General features: G+C 45.2%; 15 protein-coding genes. 11 read left to right on the top strand and 4 right to left on the bottom strand.

Going from position 1 to position 19,297, the window contains the following annotated elements:
- Nucleotides 1–328 precede the first annotated feature (328 nt).
- Nucleotides 329–2,338 carry an NAD-dependent DNA ligase LigA gene (ligA, locus tag OJ16_RS03805; RefSeq protein WP_040987623.1) on the bottom strand — a complete coding sequence of 670 codons (2,010 nt, stop codon included), beginning with the start codon at nt 2,336–2,338 and terminating at the stop codon, nt 329–331.
- A 135-nt stretch (nt 2,339–2,473) separates the two neighbouring features.
- Complete coding sequence (zipA, locus tag OJ16_RS03800; protein WP_040987621.1) at nt 2,474–3,535, bottom strand: cell division protein ZipA; 1,062 nt, start codon at nt 3,533–3,535, stop codon at nt 2,474–2,476.
- Nucleotides 3,536–3,735: 200 nt separating this feature from the next.
- On the opposite strand from zipA, the gene cysZ reads away from it, so the two are divergent.
- The 5 genes from cysZ (at nt 3,736) to crr (ending at nt 8,762) form a co-directional block, all read left to right on the top strand.
- On the top strand, nt 3,736–4,473 hold the full coding sequence (cysZ, locus tag OJ16_RS03795) for a sulfate transporter CysZ (RefSeq protein ID WP_040987619.1): 738 nt from the start codon (nt 3,736–3,738) through the stop codon (nt 4,471–4,473).
- A gap of 193 nt (nt 4,474–4,666) precedes the next feature.
- Nucleotides 4,667–5,635 (top strand): cysteine synthase A, encoded by a 969-nt coding sequence (cysK, locus tag OJ16_RS03790; protein ID WP_040987617.1) that lies wholly within the window; start codon nt 4,667–4,669, stop codon nt 5,633–5,635.
- Nucleotides 5,636–5,932: 297 nt separating this feature from the next.
- Entirely contained in the window at nt 5,933–6,190 is a 258-nt protein-coding gene (locus tag OJ16_RS03785; RefSeq protein ID WP_040987615.1) for an HPr family phosphocarrier protein, read from the top strand.
- A gap of 137 nt (nt 6,191–6,327) precedes the next feature.
- Nucleotides 6,328–8,052 (top strand): phosphoenolpyruvate-protein phosphotransferase PtsI, encoded by a 1,725-nt coding sequence (gene ptsI / locus OJ16_RS03780; RefSeq protein ID WP_040987613.1) that lies wholly within the window; start codon nt 6,328–6,330, stop codon nt 8,050–8,052.
- A 200-nt stretch (nt 8,053–8,252) separates the two neighbouring features.
- Entirely contained in the window at nt 8,253–8,762 is a 510-nt protein-coding gene (gene crr / locus OJ16_RS03775; RefSeq protein ID WP_040987611.1) for a PTS glucose transporter subunit IIA, read from the top strand.
- Between the two features lie 61 nt (nt 8,763–8,823).
- On the opposite strand, the gene OJ16_RS03770 is transcribed toward crr, so the two are convergent.
- Entirely contained in the window at nt 8,824–9,993 is a 1,170-nt protein-coding gene (locus OJ16_RS03770; protein WP_040987609.1) for a 2-octaprenyl-3-methyl-6-methoxy-1,4-benzoquinol hydroxylase, read from the bottom strand.
- Between the two features lie 267 nt (nt 9,994–10,260).
- Here OJ16_RS03770 and miaB point away from each other — a divergent pair, with 267 nt between their 5' ends.
- The 5 genes from miaB to lnt all read left to right on the top strand — a co-directional run bounded on the left by miaB (nt 10,261) and on the right by lnt (nt 15,859).
- Nucleotides 10,261–11,685 carry a tRNA (N6-isopentenyl adenosine(37)-C2)-methylthiotransferase MiaB gene (miaB, locus tag OJ16_RS03765; protein ID WP_040987607.1) on the top strand — a complete coding sequence of 475 codons (1,425 nt, stop codon included), beginning with the start codon at nt 10,261–10,263 and terminating at the stop codon, nt 11,683–11,685.
- 67 nt (nt 11,686–11,752) lie between these two features.
- The gene (locus OJ16_RS03760) at nt 11,753–12,850 is read left to right on the top strand and encodes a PhoH family protein (RefSeq protein WP_040987605.1); all 1,098 of its coding nucleotides are present in this window, start codon (nt 11,753–11,755) and stop codon (nt 12,848–12,850) included.
- A complete protein-coding gene (ybeY, locus tag OJ16_RS03755) occupies nt 12,850–13,314 on the top strand; it encodes an rRNA maturation RNase YbeY (RefSeq protein ID WP_040987602.1) in 465 nt (154 codons plus the stop codon). Before OJ16_RS03760 ends, ybeY begins: the two co-directional genes overlap by 1 nt.
- Nucleotides 13,315–13,414: 100 nt before the next feature.
- The gene (gene corC, locus OJ16_RS03750) at nt 13,415–14,314 is read left to right on the top strand and encodes a CNNM family magnesium/cobalt transport protein CorC (RefSeq protein ID WP_040987600.1); all 900 of its coding nucleotides are present in this window, start codon (nt 13,415–13,417) and stop codon (nt 14,312–14,314) included.
- A 30-nt stretch (nt 14,315–14,344) separates the two neighbouring features.
- A complete protein-coding gene (gene lnt, locus OJ16_RS03745) occupies nt 14,345–15,859 on the top strand; it encodes an apolipoprotein N-acyltransferase (protein ID WP_040987598.1) in 1,515 nt (504 codons plus the stop codon).
- A 53-nt stretch (nt 15,860–15,912) separates the two neighbouring features.
- On the opposite strand, the gene OJ16_RS03740 is transcribed toward lnt, so the two are convergent.
- Nucleotides 15,913–16,383 carry a zinc ribbon-containing protein gene (locus tag OJ16_RS03740; protein WP_040987596.1) on the bottom strand — a complete coding sequence of 157 codons (471 nt, stop codon included), beginning with the start codon at nt 16,381–16,383 and terminating at the stop codon, nt 15,913–15,915.
- A gap of 244 nt (nt 16,384–16,627) precedes the next feature.
- On the opposite strand from OJ16_RS03740, the gene leuS reads away from it, so the two are divergent.
- A complete protein-coding gene (leuS, locus tag OJ16_RS03735) occupies nt 16,628–19,204 on the top strand; it encodes a leucine--tRNA ligase (RefSeq protein WP_040987594.1) in 2,577 nt (858 codons plus the stop codon).
- The last annotated feature ends 93 nt before the right edge of the window (nt 19,205–19,297 follow it).

Raw genomic sequence — 19,297 nt, 5'->3', positions numbered from 1 at the left:
ACAAAAAACATCAATCAGAACTTAATTTCTTTATAAAAAAATATGAGCTAATGCATACTTTTCCAAAAGTAGTGATCCAGATCGCAAGGATGTTTTGAACTTTCACAAAAACAAAAATAACCATTACAAAACAACACTTTAAGCAAAACGGAGGCGCGATCAATTTGAAGCTCGTCGCACTATTCTATCGGTTCACATCCAGCAACACGTAATTTGATTTCGGTCACGGTTCTATTTTTATCCTCCAAAAAGCAAATATCACCGATTTAATTTTGAACAAAAAAAAACGCCCTACCTACTGGTAGAGCGCTTATTGGCGAGTCTCAACTTACATTAAATTGATCAAATCTTGCTCGGTTTGAACTTCAATACCTAACTCTTGAGCTTTCGCTAATTTAGAGCCCGCATTTTCACCAACAAATAAAATATCGGTTTTCTTCGATACACTACCCGCAACTTTTGCACCTAGGTTCTGCAAAGCAGCTTTCGCATCACTGCGAGATAATTGCGAAAGTGAGCCCGTTAAGACCACTGTTTTGCCCGCTAGCGGCTGTGGTACGCTGTCATCAAGATCTTCAATGACTGACCAATGAATGCCCTGCTCTACCAATTCAGTAATCACTAATTGGTTTTTCTCTTGCGCAAAAAATGCCGTTACGTGGCTAGCCACGATGACGCCCACATCTTGTACTTCAATAAGCTGTTCATGATTTGCAGCCATCACGGCTTCTAGGGTTTTAAAATGAGCCGCTAAGTTGGCTGCCGTTGCCTCGCCCACTTCTCGAATACCTAACGAATAAAGGAAGCGGGGCAAGGTCGTTTGCTTGGCTTTCACCAAGGCATCCACCACATTTTGCGCCGATTTAGGCCCCATGCGATCAAGCACCGTAATAATACCCGCACTCAATTTAAAGAGATCGGCCGGCGTTTCCACCATCTCCTTATCAACCAATTGCTCAATGACTTTGACCCCTAAGCCATCAACATCAAGCGCTTTGCGAGAGACAAAATGCTTGAGCGCTTCCTTACGCTGAGCCTGGCAAACTAGACCGCCCGTACAACGGGCAACCGCTTCGCCTTCTACACGCTCAACCGCAGAAGCACAGACCGGACACTGCGCAGGGAAGACGATATCGCGCGCCGATTCAGGGCGGCGCTCTAAGACGACGGAAACGACTTGAGGAATCACATCACCAGCACGACGAATGATGACACTGTCGCCAACTTTCACCCCTAATCGAGCGATTTCATCAGCGTTGTGTAACGTCGCGTTGCTGACCGTCACCCCACCCACAAAAATAGGCTCAAGTTTCGCCACAGGGGTTATCGCTCCCGTTCGACCCACTTGAAACTCAACATCATTGAGCAGAGTGATCTCTTCTTGTGCCGGAAATTTATAAGCAATCGCCCAACGAGGCGCTCGAGCCACAAAACCCAAACGATCCTGTAATGTCACGTCATCCACTTTAATAACAACGCCATCAATTTCGTAAGCCAGCGCATCACGACGAGCTAAAATATCGTGATAGTAGGCTTTAACGTCATCGAGTGATTTTACCAACTTCGTTTCTGGGCACATCGGTAATCCCCAGGCTTTCAGTTGAAGGAAACGCTCGTAGTGACTCAATGACAACGGCGCACCTTCAACCACACCGACACTATAAGCATAGAAACTCAATGGTCGAGTCGCGGTAATACGTGAATCCAACTGGCGCAGGCTACCTGCCGCTGCATTACGTGGGTTTACAAATGTTTTTTCACCTTTTTTTAGTGCCAATTGATTGAGCTTGTCGAAACCCGCTTTCGGCATAAAGACTTCGCCACGCACTTCAATGCGTTTTGGCCAGCCTTCTCCGCGTAATTTCAGCGGTATCGCGCTAATGGTACGCACGTTTTCGGTAATATTTTCTCCCGTGCTACCATCACCACGCGTCGCAGCCTGCACCAAAATACCATCGACGTACAATAAACTGACGGCTAAGCCATCCAATTTAGGCTCACAACAAAAGAGATCAAATTGCGCCGCAGGGATACGGTCACGCATTCTTTTATGGAAACTTTCTAGTTCTGCATCGTCAAAAGCATTATCAAGCGAAAGCATTGGGATCTCATGCGCGACAGAATCAAACCCATCAAGAGGCTTACCGCCAACACGTTGACTTGGTGAATCTATCGTGACCCACTCAGGATGTTCAGCTTCAATGTCCAATAGTTCACGCATCAAGCGATCGTATTCCGCGTCAGGGATTTCCGGGCTGTCTTCTACATAATAACGAACCGCATGGTAATGAAGCGTTTCACGCAATTGTTCAAGTTTCTGTTGGATTTCTGTCGACATAATTCACTCAATGTTCGAGAGGCAATAAACGAATGGTGGGAGTATGACCGCCTGATTTGAGATTCTCAAGTATTACCCCTTTGGAAACGAAAAAGGCCCCTAAATAAGGAGCCTTTGAAAAACAACGAGTGTGTTTTAGTGGTGTTGTGCGGCTTTAAACTGCTTAATTTGAGCTCGGTAAGCATCTAAACGATTAGGCGTAATCAGATTGCGCGCATCATCCAAAACATTTGCCCCAAGATCGTCTGCAATCTGCTGTGCCGCTTTCAGCATTAGTTTAAAGTTTTGCTCACCATCGCCAAAACACGGCAACGTCATAAAGAACGAAATACCTTTGGTGCTAAAATCAGCAGGATCATCATGTTTTAATGTCCCTGGCTGCATCATATTGGCCACACTAAAAAGCACTTTACCGGTACCCGACAAATCGGCATGGCGGTGGAAGATATCCATCTCACCATATAGCAAGCCATTTTGCTCCATACTATCGAACAATTTGGTGCCAATGAATGCGTTCTCACCCGTGCAATGAACATTTAACACGATCACTTGCATTTCTGGTTCGGGTTGAGGTTCAACGGCTTCTGGCTCGTCAACAATCGGCGAGGGCTCACTACTTTCTACAACTTGGCTATCTACAAGCTGATTGTCTACTTTTTGAGGAACGCTCTTGGGTACAGGGATATCTACTACCGTCGTGTCCAGAGCAGACATAGAAGGTAAATCAGCTTCAAACGAATAAGCGCGTTCAGTAACTCTTACGTCTTCTTTCGGCAATTCCTCTTGAAGATCGATGTCAGTCACCATCGCCCCAGGAGCAGGGTTTTGAGCAGACGTCGCCCCCATACGAAGGTCAAAATCGTGTGCTTTCGCGCTCGGTTCAGAATAGTGTCTTTCGATAGGGTCGATATACCCTTCGGTAAGCGGATCAGACACTAACGGATCAGCCAAAAGAGGCTCTGCCGATAACACCGGTTCTTTACGCTCTTTACGGATAACATCAAAATCGTCTTCTGGAGAAAAAGTACGCTCAGCGCTGCGTTCGGCTATCTCATCGCCTTCCACATCTAATTTGCCTAACGGTTTATCACCAAATTTAGACTTACCTTCTTTTTTACTCGTCCACAGACCGTGGAATAACAAAGCGGCGATGGCTAATACGCCTACCACGATGAGTACGAATCGCAATTCCTGCATCTTTTGCTCTCATTTGCTTAGCCAAAGTACCAATTTGCTACTATCGCTAAGTTTATTAAAACGGTTAGCAACCAACTCTACCAAAACTCACTAGGGTTTTAGAACAAATTAATGTGAGAAGTTCCGCTAATATTGTGATTTTGGACACGCTTCTTTCTTGTTAAGATAAAAGAAGGTCATTTTCTACTCAAAAAGTCATTATGAAAAATAACACAACACAACGCTCAGGGTTTGCTTATTTCTTTTACGGCATCGAACTGGCGTTAAGCCCTGAAATCCGTCGATTCGTTATCTTGCCATTACTGGCTAATATCATTCTAGTCGGCGGTGCACTCTTTTATCTCTTTTCTCATCTTGATCGTTGGATTTCTTCTTGGATGGGACAATTGCCTGAATTTTTGTCGTGGCTAAGTTATCTACTTTGGCCTCTGCTAGTTCTTACTATTCTGGCAACGTTTTCGTACTTTTTTAGCACACTGGCGAATTTTATTGCCGCGCCGTTTAATGGCTTACTGGCCGAAAAAGTCGAAGAACACCTCACCGGAGCAAAGATCAATGACGACGGTATGCTTAGCGTCATCAAAGACACCCCACGCATACTCGCGCGCGAATGGCGTAAACTTGTTTATATATTGCCAAAAGCGATTGGCCTTTTCCTGTTGCTGCTCATCCCAGCATTAGGTCAAACCATCGGCCCTATCTTATGGTTTATTTTCACTGCATGGATTCTCGCCATTCAATACTGTGATTACGCCTTTGATAATCATAAAATCAGCTTTAATGACATGCGTTACAATTTGAAACAAAAACAAGGCAAAGCCTATGGATTTGGCGTTCTAGTGAGCGTTTTCACCACGATTCCTATTCTTAACCTGATTGTAATGCCTGTTGCTGTATGCGGTGCGACGGCGATGTGGGTTGCCGAGTTTAAAAAATAGAGAAAAGGATGAGTTCCAGCTTAGAAAAATTTCTTTGCGAGGACCGTCAAGTTAATAAGATATAACTTTTTAATCCTTCTCTAGATTTTTTTACTGTCCTAATCTCTTAACAAAATCAATAAACAAATCTGTTTGCGCGATATCCTTAATTTTCGATATCTCAGCAAATTGCTAACGAATCAAGGATCAGACTATGAGCAAAATCTACGAAGACAATTCACTGACCGTCGGTAACACGCCACTTGTACGTTTAAACAAAGTAAGCAACGGCAACGTGCTGGCTAAAATTGAAGCACGTAACCCAAGCTTCAGTGTGAAATGCCGAATTGGTGCAAACATGATTTGGGATGCGGAAAAGAAAGGCACACTAAAACCCGGTATCGAGTTAGTAGAACCGACAAGTGGTAACACGGGTATTGCGCTGGCATTTGTTGCAGCCGCACGTGGATACAAACTAACGTTAACCATGCCTGAATCAATGAGCCTTGAGCGTCGTAAGCTATTAAAAGCATTAGGCGCAAATTTGGAACTGACCGAAGCGGCAAAAGGTATGAAAGGCGCCATTGCTAAAGCAGAAGAAATTGTTGCTAGCAATCCTGATAAATACTTGCTTCTACAGCAATTTAATAACCCAGCAAACCCTGAAATTCACGAAAAAACCACCGGACCTGAGATCTGGGATGCGACAGATGGTGATGTTGACGTCATCGTTGCGGGTGTGGGTACAGGCGGTACGATTACCGGTACAAGCCGTTATATCAAAGGTGAAAAAGGCAAAGCAATCTTGTCAGTGGCCGTTGAACCTGCAGAATCGCCAGTGATCGCACAAGCACTTGCCGGTGAAGCAATTCAGCCTGCGCCACATAAAATTCAAGGTATCGGTGCTGGTTTTATCCCAGGAAACCTCGATTTAGAACTTTTAGACCGTGTTGAAGCCGTAACATCAGAAGACGCAATTTCGATGGCTCAACGCCTCATGGAAGAAGAAGGTATTCTTGCTGGCATTTCATCTGGTGCGGCGGTTGTTGCCGCAAACAGAATTGCAGAACTACCTGAATTTAAAGGAAAAACAATTGTAGTCGTATTACCAAGTTCCGGTGAGCGTTACCTAAGTACAGCGCTATTTGCAGACGTCTTTACGGAAAAAGAGAACCAACAGTAATACGTATCCAAATCAATTTTTCGTTTAAAAAAGCCCCATGCAGGGGCTTTTTTGTTGATCCTCGCCACACCTTTGGTAATATCAGTAATGTTTTATTTTTGGCTTCAAAATAATATTGCCAAACGACTTTTAAACAGTAATGATCGGTTTAATGTTTCAGTCGTTACTGCAATATTTGTAATCAGCATCAGTTTCAACAAATAATGATGGCGTGTTTATAGAAGCCGCTTTCAGAAACCGTTAAGCTAGATCTGATGAATAAACTATCTATAATATAAATTAATTGGGGTATACAAAATGTACGAGAAGCAAGTTGAAATCACTGCAGAAAATGGCCTTCACACTCGTCCTGCTGCACAGTTCGTAAAAGAAGCAAAAGCTTTCGACGCGGACATCACTGTGACTTCAAACGGTAAAAGCGCTAGCGCAAAAAGCCTTTTCAAACTGCAAACTCTTGGCCTAGTTAAAGGCACAGTAGTTCAAATCTCAGCAGAAGGCCCACAAGCACAGCAAGCTGTAGACCACCTAGTTGCTCTAATGGACCAACTACACTAATCCGGTCTCCTATTTTTAAAAGCCATTTTGTGAAAACAAAGTGGCTTTGTTGGAAATAGGGCAAAAAATAAGCTAAACATAATCGTTAGCGCATCCATATTTCTCCCGTTTAAAGTTGACCAATTTAAGGTAAGGCTATGATTTCAGGCATCCTAGCATCTCCTGGTATTGCTATTGGTAAAGCACTACTACTTCAAGAAGATGAAATTGTACTAAATACAAACCCGATCACAGACGATCAAGTAGAAGCAGAAGTGGCGTGTTTCTTTGACGCGCGTAACAAATCCTCTGCTCAGCTTGAAACCATCAAGCAAAAAGCACTTGAAACCTTCGGTGAAGAGAAAGAAGCGATCTTTGAAGGTCACATCATGCTTCTTGAAGACGAAGAGCTAGAAGAAGAAATCCTAGCACTAATCAAAAAAGACAAAATGTCTGCTGATAACGCAATCTACACCGTTATCGAAGAACAAGCATGTGCACTTGAGTCTCTAGACGACGAATACCTAAAAGAGCGCGCGACAGATATCCGCGACATTGGTTCTCGTTTCGTTAAAAACGCTCTAGGCATCAACATCGTATCGCTAAGCGATATCGATCAAGAAGTAATCCTAGTTGCTTACGACCTAACGCCATCAGAAACTGCGCAAATCAATCTAGATTACGTGCTAGGTTTTGCATGTGATATCGGTGGTCGTACTTCTCATACTTCAATCATGGCTCGCTCTCTTGAGCTTCCAGCGATCGTTGGTACTAACGACATCACTAAGAAAGTTAAGAATGGCGACATGCTAATTCTTGACTCGATGAACAATAAAATTGTCGTGAACCCTTCTGAGGCTCAAATTGAAGAAGCAAAAGCAGTGAAAGCGGCTTTCATTGCTGAAAAAGAAGAGCTAGCAAAACTAAAAGACCTACACGCAGAAACCACTGACGGTCACCGCGTAGAAGTATGCGGTAACATCGGTACAGTGAAAGACTGTGACGGCATCATCCGTAACGGTGGCGAAGGTGTTGGTCTATACCGTACTGAATTCCTATTTATGGATCGTACTGCGCTTCCAACTGAAGAAGAGCAATACAAAGCATACAAAGAAGTTGCGGAAGCAATGGAAGGTCAAGCTGTGATTATCCGCACTATGGATATCGGCGGTGATAAAGATCTACCATACATGGATCTACCAAAAGAGATGAACCCGTTCCTAGGCTGGCGTGCAGTACGTATCAGCTTGGATCGTCGTGACATCCTACGTGATCAGCTACGTGGTATCCTACGTGCATCAGCACACGGTACGCTACGTATCATGTTCCCAATGATCATTTCTGTTGAAGAAATTCGTGAGCTGAAAAAAGCGATCGAAGAATACAAAGCAGAACTGCGTGCAGAAGAGCTAGCATTTGACGAAAACATCGAAATCGGTGTTATGGTTGAAACGCCAGCAGCAGCAGCCATTGCACACCACCTAGCGAAAGAAGTTTCTTTCTTCTCTATCGGTACCAATGACCTAACTCAGTACACGCTTGCCGTTGACCGTGGTAACGAGATGATTTCTCATCTTTACAACCCACTATCACCAGCAGTACTGACTGTGATCAAGCAAGTAATTGATGCTTCTCACGCTGAAGGTAAGTGGACAGGTATGTGTGGCGAACTTGCAGGCGATGAGCGTGCAACTCTACTTCTACTTGGCATGGGTCTAGATGAGTTCTCAATGAGCGGCATTTCTATCCCTGCGGTTAAGAAAGTGATCCGTAACTCTAACTTCGCTGAAGTTAAAGCGATGGCTGAAGAAGCACTTTCTCTACCAACTGCTGCTGAAATTGAAGCTGTTGTTGAAAAATTTATTGCTGAAAAAACGCAATAATCTGCATTTCTAATCGAAACGTAAGGAAAACTGGAAACGCACGCTAAGTCACATACCCTTTTATCGGGGTAAAGGACAAACAGGCGTTTCCAAGTAACCTGGCAATGCGTTGAATAGACGGCTAAAAATGTTCGTCTATTCGACTAGATTGGTATAGTATATTTCGAAAGAACAAAACTAAACGTTAGGAGCATGACACAATGGGTCTGTTTGATAAACTTAAGAAGCTAGTATCTGATGACAGCGCTGACGCTGGTGCAATTGAAATCATCGCACCTCTATCAGGCGAAATCGTAAACATTGAAGATGTGCCAGATGTTGTATTCGCTGAAAAAATCGTTGGTGACGGTATTGCTATCAAGCCAACTGGCGACAAAATGGTAGCTCCTGTAAACGGTACTATCGGTAAGATCTTCGAAACTAACCACGCATTCTCTATCGAGTCTGACGACGGCGTTGAGCTATTCGTTCACTTCGGTATCGATACTGTTGAACTAAAAGGCGAAGGCTTCACTCGTATCGCTGAAGAAGGTCAATCAGTTAAAGCTGGCGACACTGTTATTACATTCGATCTTGCTCTTCTAGAAGAAAAAGCAAAATCAACGCTAACACCAGTTGTTATCTCTAACATGGACGAAATCAAAGAGCTGAACAAGCTTTCTGGTTCTGTTACTGTTGGTGAAACTCCAGTTCTACGCGTTACTAAGTAATTCCTACTTAGCTAAACGAAAAAAACGCTGCCCTTGAGCAGCGTTTTTTATTGGCGGTCATTTATTTCCGCTTATCGGCATTCTCTAAACCCAAAGCGTACTTCAGTACTTCTCGCTTAATCGGTCCTGTTTTATCTGCCAATTTAAGCGCCGCATTACGCAGTAATTTTAGAGGGACAATGTCATTGCTAAATCCTTTATAGAAGACGTCCATACCTGCTTGCATCAATAAATTATCACCACGGCGATTACGCTCATAATGTTTGAACAAAGCCAATGACATCGACTCCCCTTCCAAGGCCTCTAATAACGCAGCAACATCTTTAAAACCAAGATTAACGCCCTGACCTGCCAACGGATTAATGGTGTGCGCCGAATCCCCAACAAGAACACAGCGATTCTTAACATACGACTGAGCATGACGTCGTGTTAAAGGAAATGCTCCGTGTTGCAGCACTTGTATATCCCCCAACTCTTCGGGAAAGTGGGCGCGAATTTCATCTCGCAAGTTCGCATCTGTCATCATACGGAGCTGTTGAATACGCTTCGGTGTGTCATACCAAACCAATGATGCTTGCTGACCACAAAGCGGTAAAAATGAACGAGGCCCCGTCGGATGAAATTGCTGCCAAGTAATGTCTTGTTGTTCGGACTCTGTGGCCACATTCACTAGCATACAATGTTGACGATAATCCCATGCGGTAACGCCTATGCCGGCCAAATCACGTACTTTTGAATTGGCACCATCCGCCCCAACGACCCATTCAGCGGTTAATTGGCTGCCCGAATTTAACGTCAAATAGACACTGTCGCCAAATGACAAAGAGGCGAGTGAGTCAGGGCAAATCACTGTTAAATTGGGATATTGTTCAAATTGCGCCCACAAGCCCAGCTGAATAAGGCGATTCTCGATAATGTAACCTAGCTGCTCTAACCCGAGCTCTTCACTGCTAAAGCGGGTACGGCAGTCTGGATGTTCCCATGTTTCCAAGCGACGATACGGACAAACTCGCATTTGTGTAATGGCTTGCCACGCGCCAAGTTTTTGCAATATTTCAACCGAATGATGAGAAATCGCTGAGACACGAATATCCATGGCCTGATCATCAACATAGTCTTGTGGTTGCTGACCTTCAATCAATACGACTTGCCTGCCCTGCTTCGCTAAACCGAGCGCTACAGCAGCACCAACCATGCCGCCACCAATCACTGCAATATCAAACTTGTTCATTTTATGCGCGTCATCATCTTGATTTGTGGGTGAATTTTTATTGTACGGATTGATTAATAAAATGTAACTAAAAACCTCAAGGCGACCATGGGCAAAGCCCTTGTAAAATCAAGCATTGACTGATTTTATCGCAGCACTAGTCAGGTGCTTTTTAAAGCAGTACAATACGCCGCTTACCGCTTTGACAGCGGCTATAATTTGAATGAACAGCCGTCATTAAAGACCGCCAGTTCAACGATTTTTTAAGATTAAACACGAGCGAAAGTGATGAGTAAGAAACTGCTAATTAAAACTTGGGGCTGCCAGATGAACGAATACGATTCATCAAAAATGGCCGACCTGCTTAATGCTGCAAACGGCTACGAGCTAACGGAAGACCCTGAAGAAGCAGATGTACTTCTACTTAACACCTGTTCGATCCGTGAAAAAGCACAGGAAAAAGTTTTCCACCAGCTGGGCCGTTGGAAAACACTAAAAGATAAAAAAGCCGGTGTTGTAATTGGTGTGGGTGGCTGTGTGGCAACTCAAGAAGGTGATCATATTCGCCAGCGTGCACCATTCGTGGACGTGATTTTTGGCCCGCAAACTCTGCACCGCCTACCACAAATGATTAAACAATCGCAGCAGACCGAAGCGCCAGTAATGGACATTTCTTTCCCAGAAATTGAAAAATTCGATAACCTGCCTGAGCCTCGCGCAGAAGGCGCAACGGCGTTTGTTTCCATCATGGAAGGCTGTTCTAAATACTGTACTTACTGCGTTGTGCCATACACACGTGGTGAAGAAGTAAGCCGTCCTCTAGATGATGTGCTTTTTGAAATTGCACAGCTAGCGGAACAAGGTGTCCGTGAAGTAAACCTGCTTGGCCAAAACGTGAATGCGTTCCGTGGTCCAATGCACGATGGTGAAATCTGCTCATTTGCTGAACTTCTGCGTTTAGTGGCGTCTATCGATGGTATCGATCGCATCCGCTTCACCACAAGTCACCCACTTGAGTTTACTGACGACATCATTGCTGTTTATGAAGACACGCCTGAGCTTGTGAGCTTCCTTCACTTGCCGGTACAAAGTGGTAGTGATCGCGTTTTAACAATGATGAAGCGTCCGCACACGGCACTTGAGTACAAATCGATCATTCGTAAACTGCGTAAAGCTCGCCCTGATATCCAAATTAGCTCTGACTTTATTGTTGGTTTCCCTGGTGAATCAGACAAAGATTTCCAAGACACAATGAAGCTTATCAAAGACGTCGATTTTGATATGAGCTTCAGCTTCATCTTCTCGCCTCGCCCTGGTACACCAGCGGCCGATTACCCATGTGATCTTGCAGAAGAAGTGAAGAAAGAACGTTTGTATGAACTGCAACAAACCATCAATGCACAAGCAATGCGCTACTCTCGTCAAATGCTTGATACTGAGCAACGCATTCTGGTTGAAGGCCCATCGAAAAAGAATCTGATGGAGCTTCGCGGCCGTACTGAAAACAGCCGAGTAGTTAACTTCGAAGGCTCTGCTGATCTGATCGGCCAGTTCGTTGATGTGAAAATTGTCGATGTGATGACCAACTCCCTACGTGGTGAGCTGATTCGCACAGAAAAAGACATGGATCTTCGCTCGATGATCTCACCAACACAAATGATGGTGAATACTCGTCGCGAAGACGAGCTCGGTGTTGCTACGTTTACGCCATAAGCTCGTATAATGCTATAGGAGAACTGACGTTCAGTTCTCCTTATCATGGCCACAATGAGAGGTAACTTTGAGCAATAAAATTATCACGCTAGAGATCGATCTAGAACCTGCCGATAATCGCCGTTTAGCCAGCCTTTGCGGACCATTCGATGACAACATTAAGCATCTAGAACGTCGTTTAGGCGTTGAAATTAGCTACCGAGGTAATTTCTTCACTATCGTGGGCAAGCCTCACACCTCCGCAGCTGCGCTTGAAATCATTAAAACCCTTTACGTCAATACGGCCCCTGTTCGCGGAAATATCCCCGACATTGACCCTGAAGAGATTCATCTTGCGGTGAAAGAAACGGGCATCCTTGAACAAGAGACCGCACCAAATACCGACCATGGTAAAGAAGTCTTTATCAAAACAAAGAAAGGGGTGATCAAGCCTCGCACGGCGAATCAAGCCCAATACTTGGTTAACATGGTCACCCACGACATTACTTTTGGTATTGGCCCTGCCGGTACAGGTAAGACTTACCTCGCCGTAGCCGCCGCCGTGGATGCACTTGAGCGTCAAGAAGTACGCCGAATCCTATTGACTCGCCCTGCCGTTGAAGCCGGTGAAAAGCTCGGATTTTTACCGGGTGACTTGAGTCAAAAAGTCGATCCCTATTTACGCCCGTTATACGATGCCTTGTTCGAAATGCTTGGCTTTGAAAAAGTTGAAAAACTTATCGAGCGTAATGTGATTGAAGTCGCGCCACTGGCGTACATGCGTGGTCGCACACTGAACGATGCCTTTATCATCTTAGATGAAAGCCAAAATACCACGGTAGAACAAATGAAAATGTTCTTAACCCGAATTGGTTTTAATTCTCGTGCGGTGATCACCGGTGATGTAACTCAAATCGACTTACCGCGTGGTGCTCGTTCAGGATTACGTCATGCGATTGAAGTGCTGAATGAAGTCGACGAAATCAGTTTCAATTTCTTCCTTGCAGACGACGTCGTACGCCACCCAGTGGTTGCGCGAATCGTGAATGCCTATGAGAAATGGGAAACACAAGACCAAAAAGAACGCAAAGCGATTGAAAAGCGTCGCCAAGAAGAACGCGAAAAGCAATTGCTTGCAATGCAACAAGCCGAGCTTAGCCAAGTAGCTCCGGAGAATAAGCAATAATGACAATCGAACTGGATCTACAACTTGCCGTCGGCAATGAACAAGGTTTACCAAGTTTTGAAGATCTCCACCTTTGGTCGAGCAAAGCGATTTCACTGTTTCAAAAAGACGCTGAAATCACCGTGCGTATTGTGGATGAACAAGAAAGTCACCAACTGAATTTAACGTACCGCGGCAAAGATAAACCCACTAACGTCCTGTCATTTCCTTTTGAGGTGCCCGCTGGCATGGAAATGAATTTATTGGGTGACTTAATTATTTGTCGACAAGTTGTTGAACAAGAAGCGATTGAACAAGGCAAGCCGACCTCAGCACATTGGGCTCATATGGTTGTACATGGCAGCTTGCATCTGCTAGGTTATGATCATATCGAAGACGATGAAGCTGAAGAGATGGAATCGCTCGAAACTGAAATTATGCAATCTATGGGTTTTGAAGACCCGTACATTGCAGAAAAAGAGTAATTTCGATTACTCTACCGAAAAAAATTAAGCTCGCCATTGCCAGTTTGGTTTTCGAATGTGAGCTATCACACTTCTGATAGCGTTACGTAATTGAGACACAATGAACGAAGATAATTCGCCCTCATCTCTAGAAGGTAAGAAAGAAAAATCAGAAGGTCCGAGTAGAAAGTCCTTCTTTGTACGCCTAGGTCAACTATTTCAAGGTGATCCTAAAGATCGCCAAGAACTCGTCGATGTCATCCGTGACTCAGAATCGAATGACCTAATTGACCACGACACTCGCGACATGCTCGAAGGTGTTATGGAAATTTCCGAAATGCGTGTGCGTGACATTATGATCCCGCGTTCGCAAATGGTTACGGTTGAACGCACCGATAATCTAGATGCACTGGTTGCACTGATTACCGACGCTCAACACTCTCGCTACCCAGTGATCAGCGAAGATAAAGACCATGTGGAAGGCATCCTACTCGCGAAGGACTTAATCAAATACCTAGGTTCTGACTGCGCAGGCTTCGATATCGAAGAAGTTATTCGTCCTGCGGTTGTCGTGCCTGAAAGCAAACGTGTTGATCGACTACTGAAAGAATTCCGTGAAGAACGCTACCATATGGCGATCGTTGTGGATGAATTTGGTGGTGTATCAGGTCTAGTGACTATCGAAGACATTCTTGAAGAAATCGTTGGCGACATCGAAGACGAGTTCGACGACGAGGAAGAACTTGATATTCGCCAGCTCAGTAAGCACACGTATGCTGTCAAAGCCCTCACCACTATTGAAGAGTTCAATGAAACCTTCGGCACTTCGTTCAGTGATGAAGAAGTAGATACCGTGGGTGGTTTGGTAATGACGACATTCGGTCATTTACCAGCACGAGGTGAAGTTGTAGAAATTGATCACTACAGCTTTAAAGTAACTGCAGCAGATAACCGCCGCGTTATCCAACTGCAAGTGACTGTGCCGGACGGCGAACCATCACCGCAACCTATTGAAGAATAATCTACACTTCTTCTAGATAAGATAATAACGATGATTAGTACACTAGTTCATCGCCTCAAGCGGCCCCTAGGGGCCGCTTTTGTTGGCGCTCTAACCACATTTTCATTTGCCCCATACCAAGTATGGCCTTTAGCGATCATCAGCATCGTGGCCTTACTGTGGATTCTAGAGGGTCAAAGTACCAAAAAAGCAATCGTGATCGGTTTTGCATGGGGCATCGGTCAGTTCGCAACCGGCATCAGTTGGGTACACGTTAGCATTGATAATTTCGGTGGCATGCCAAAGATTGCCAGCCTGTTTTTGATGACGCTATTGGTCACTTACCTGGCTATTTATCCTGCATTATTTGCTGGGCTACTCAATCGCTTGGCGCCAAAAAGCAATCGCATTCGATTTTTACTTCTCGCACCCGCACTATGGCTTATCTGTGATTGGTTACGCGGCTGGGTTATGACGGGCTTTCCATGGCTTTGGCTTGGCTACAGCCAAATCGATTCGCCACTGGCGAGTTTTGCTCCGCTAGGCGGGGTAGAACTGATTACCTTACTGATCCTCATCAGTGCCAGCGCCATCGCTTATGCGATCATCCATAAACAATGGTCAATGCTGCTTTTGCCTCTGATTATCATGGCAACCGGCTTTGGTCTACGCAATATCCACTGGGTCACACCAGACAAAGACAGCACGACTAAATTTGCTTTGATTCAAGGCAACATCGAACAAGCTCTAAAATGGCAACCAAGTCAGCGCTGGCCAACCATTATGAAATATGTCGATCTCACCAGTGAAAACTGGGATGCGGATATTATCATTTGGCCAGAAGCCGCGATCCCGGCTTTCGAGTTTGAGATCAGCTCTTTCTTATCAAATTTAGATAGCCATGCTAAGGCCAATCAAAGTGCGGTGATCACTGGAGTGGTCAATCAAGGGAACGATCGCCAGTTCTACAATAGCATCCTATCGCTAGGTGAAACGAGCTACGGTGATTACAGTTACGACTTAGAAAAGCGCTACCACAAACACCACTTACTGCCTTTCGGTGAGTTTGTCCCGTTTGAAGCGTTGCTGCGACCACTCGCACCTTTCTTCAATTTACCAATGTCATCGTTTAGTCGTGGTGACTATATACAGCAAAACATTGATGCAAATGGCAAACAACTCGCCCCTGCATTGTGTTATGAGATCATCTTTGGTGAACAGGTGCGTGCAAACATCACCGATGAGACCGACTTTATTCTCACCCTATCAAACGACGCATGGTTTGGCCGTTCTGTTGGCCCACTCCAGCACATGGAAATCGCACGTATGCGTGCATTAGAGTTCGGTAAACCCGTGATTCGCTCCACCAACAACGGCGTGACTGCCGTGACCGATTACAGAGGTCAAATTACGGCGCAAATCCCTCAGTTTGAAACCGGTGTATTGCGTGCAAATGTCACCTCGACCACAGGGCAAACGCCTTACCATGCCGTAGGCTCTTGGCCGCTGTACATTTGGGTCATGCTATGTATTTCGATTGGCCTTTACCTCCGTCGTCAGAACTAAAAAATTAGGGCTCTTAAATGAGCCCTTTTTTCTTCAGCTGAATTGATTTTAAGCTAAGGTTTTAATGGCTTACGTGTAAATGCCGTATGGCCGCATTGAATACACGAGATGATCTCGGTGGGATGATTGTATTGAGTTTGGTGGCCACATTCGTCACACACCAAAGTGCCTAGCCCAATCACATCACCCGCTTGGTACAAACCTTGGTGCTCTAAGTCTGCAAACAACTCAACCCACTCCACCTTGGTTCGGTCCGTGATATCGAGCAACCCTTGCCAGATTGAATTGGTCACCATTTGATAAAATGGCCCACTCTTAGAGTGTTCATAATTCTCAGAGAACTCTTTCAAGTCGGATTTCATGTAAGCTGAAATCAAAGCAAGTTCATCTTTGGTCATATCGTTGGCGGCTTCCACGTATTTACCCGACGTTTCGAGCACGTGATTCACCTCTTCCGGACTGTGTTTGAGTGCTTCCACCACATCTTCAAACATATCTTCATAACTCGATTTACGTTTTGGCATAGTCACTCCCACTATCATGTCATCCCGCTAAAACCGGTGGTTTACTCAGTTTGCACGGTAAATGAGTGAACTTCTGAACGCCACCGAGTGCGATTCAGAAGATGAAATCAATCAACAAACCAGCAAGTTTATGGATGAAGCATGCTGGCTATTGTTGAACACTGCTCCTTTATGTATTCTATGACGATCTATTATTGTCTGTTCTAACTGAACTCACACTTTCCAAGATAACCGGATATCATCGATGCAAGAGCAATATAACCCGCAAGATATTGAACAAAAAGTTCAACAGCACTGGGATAACAACAAGACCTTTGTTGTAAGTGAAGACCCAAACAAAGAAAAATTCTACTGTTTGTCTATGTTCCCGTACCCAAGTGGTCGACTGCACATGGGTCACGTGCGTAACTACACTATCGGTGATGTTGTCTCTCGTTTCCAACGACTGCAAGGTAAAAACGTAATGCAACCTATCGGTTGGGACGCATTCGGCCTACCAGCAGAAAACGCAGCAGTAAAAAATAACACTGCACCTGCGCCTTGGACTTACGAAAACATCGAATACATGAAAAACCAGCTTAAGTTGCTTGGTTTTGGTTACGATTGGAATCGTGAATTCGCAACTTGTACGCCTGAGTACTACCGTTGGGAACAAGAATTCTTCACTAAGCTGTACGAAAAAGGCTTAGTGTACAAAAAGACGTCTTCTGTAAACTGGTGTCCTAACGACCAAACCGTTCTTGCGAACGAACAGGTTGAAGACGGCTGCTGCTGGCGTTGTGACACGCCGGTTGAGCAAAAGAAAATTCCACAGTGGTTCATTAAAATCACTGAATACGCTCAAGAGCTACTTGACGATCTAGACAACCTAGATGGTTGGCCTGATATGGTGAAAACCATGCAGCGTAACTGGATTGGCCGCTCAGAAGGCGTCGAGCTTTCATTTGAAGTGCAAGGCGAAGCATCACCACTAGAAGTGTACACCACACGTCCTGACACGCTTATGGGCGTGACTTACGTCGGTATTGCTGCTGGTCACCCTCTGGCTGAAAAAGCGGCTGAGAACAACGCTGAGCTTGCAGCATTCGTTGAAGAATGTAAGAACACCAAAGTAGCCGAAGCGGAACTGGCGACAATGGAGAAGAAAGGTATGGCGACTGGCCTTACTGCTATTCACCCATTGAACGGTCGTGAAGTGCCTATCTTTGTTGCTAACTTCGTACTGATGGATTACGGCACAGGCGCGGTAATGGCGGTTCCTGCTCACGATCAACGTGACTTTGAGTTTGCGACCAAGTACGGCCTAGACATCATTCCAGTTATCAAGCCGGTTGATGGCTCTGACGTTGACGTTTCTGAAGCGGCTTACACTGAAAAAGGTGTTCTGTTTGATTCAGGCGAATTCGACGGCCTAGAATTCCAAGCGGCATTTGATGCTATCGCAGCGAAACTAGAAGCAGAAGGCAAAGGCACTAAAACGGTTAACTTCCGTCTACGTGACTGGGGCGTATCTCGTCAACGTTACTGGGGTGCACCAATCCCAATGGTAACCACTGAAGACGGTGAAGTTCACCCAGTTCCTGCAGACCAACTGCCAGTGATCCTACCTGAAGATGTTGTGATGGATGGCGTAACAAGCCCAATCAAAGCAGACAAAGAGTGGGCGAAGACCACATTTAATGGCGAGCCAGCACTGCGTGAAACCGATACCTTCGATACCTTTATGGAATCATCTTGGTACTACGCACGTTACTGTTCTCCACAAGCAGACGACATTCTAGACCCAGAAAAAGCAAACTACTGGCTGCCAGTAGACCAGTACATCGGTGGTATCGAGCACGCTTGTATGCACCTATTGTACTCGCGCTTCTTCCACAAATTGCTACGTGATGCAGGTTACGTTACCTCTGACGAACCATTCAAGCAGCTACTATGCCAAGGCATGGTTCTTGCGGATGCGTTCTACTACACCACTGAAAAAGGCGGTAAAGAGTGGATCGCACCGACTGACGTCACCATTGAGCGTGATGGTAAAGGTCGTATCGAGAAAGCGGTTGATAACCAAGGTCGTAACGTTGAACACTCAGGCATGATCAAAATGTCTAAGTCAAAAAATAACGGTATTGACCCACAAGAGATGGTCGACAAATACGGTGCAGATACCGTTCGTCTATTCATGATGTTTGCATCACCAGCGGACATGACGCTGGAATGGCAAGAGTCAGGCGTTGAAGGGGCTAACCGCTTCCTAAAACGTGTTTGGAAGCTTGTGGCAAGCCACACAGCGAAAGGCGCAGCTGAAGCGGTTGACGTTGCAGCACTGTCTGGTGACCAAAAAGCCCTACGTCGCGATGTACACAAAACGATCGCGAAAGTAACGGACGATATCGGCCGTCGTCAAACGTTCAACACTGCGATCGCCGCGATCATGGAACTGATGAACAAACTGGCGAAAGCGCCTCAAGAGTCCGTGCAAGATCGCGCGATTCTAGATGAAGCACTAAAAGCGGTTGTACGTATGCTTTACCCTATGACACCACACATCAGCTACGAAATGTGGATTGCACTAGGTGAATCAGATGTTGACTCAGCAACATGGCCAACATTCGATGAGAACGCACTGGTTGAAGACGAAATCACGGTTGTTGTGATGATCAACGGTAAGCTGCGTGCAAAACTCACCGTTGCCGCTGACGCAACAGAAGAACAAGTTCGTGAACTTGGTCTAAATGATGAAAACGCAACGAAGTTCCTTGATGGTTTAACCATTCGTAAAGTGATTTACGTACCAGGTAAACTGTTGAACATCGTAGCAAACTAATTCTCGTCACTCAGCGCAGGAACATGGCGACTCAATCGCGGTGCTCCTGCCTATAAACAGGGTGGTTTCCCCACCCTGTTTATTTATCTAAAG

Source organism: Vibrio renipiscarius (assembly GCF_000827885.1).
GTDB classification, from domain to species: domain Bacteria; phylum Pseudomonadota; class Gammaproteobacteria; order Enterobacterales; family Vibrionaceae; genus Vibrio; species Vibrio renipiscarius.
This window is presented reverse-complemented; position numbering and strand designations above follow the sequence as displayed.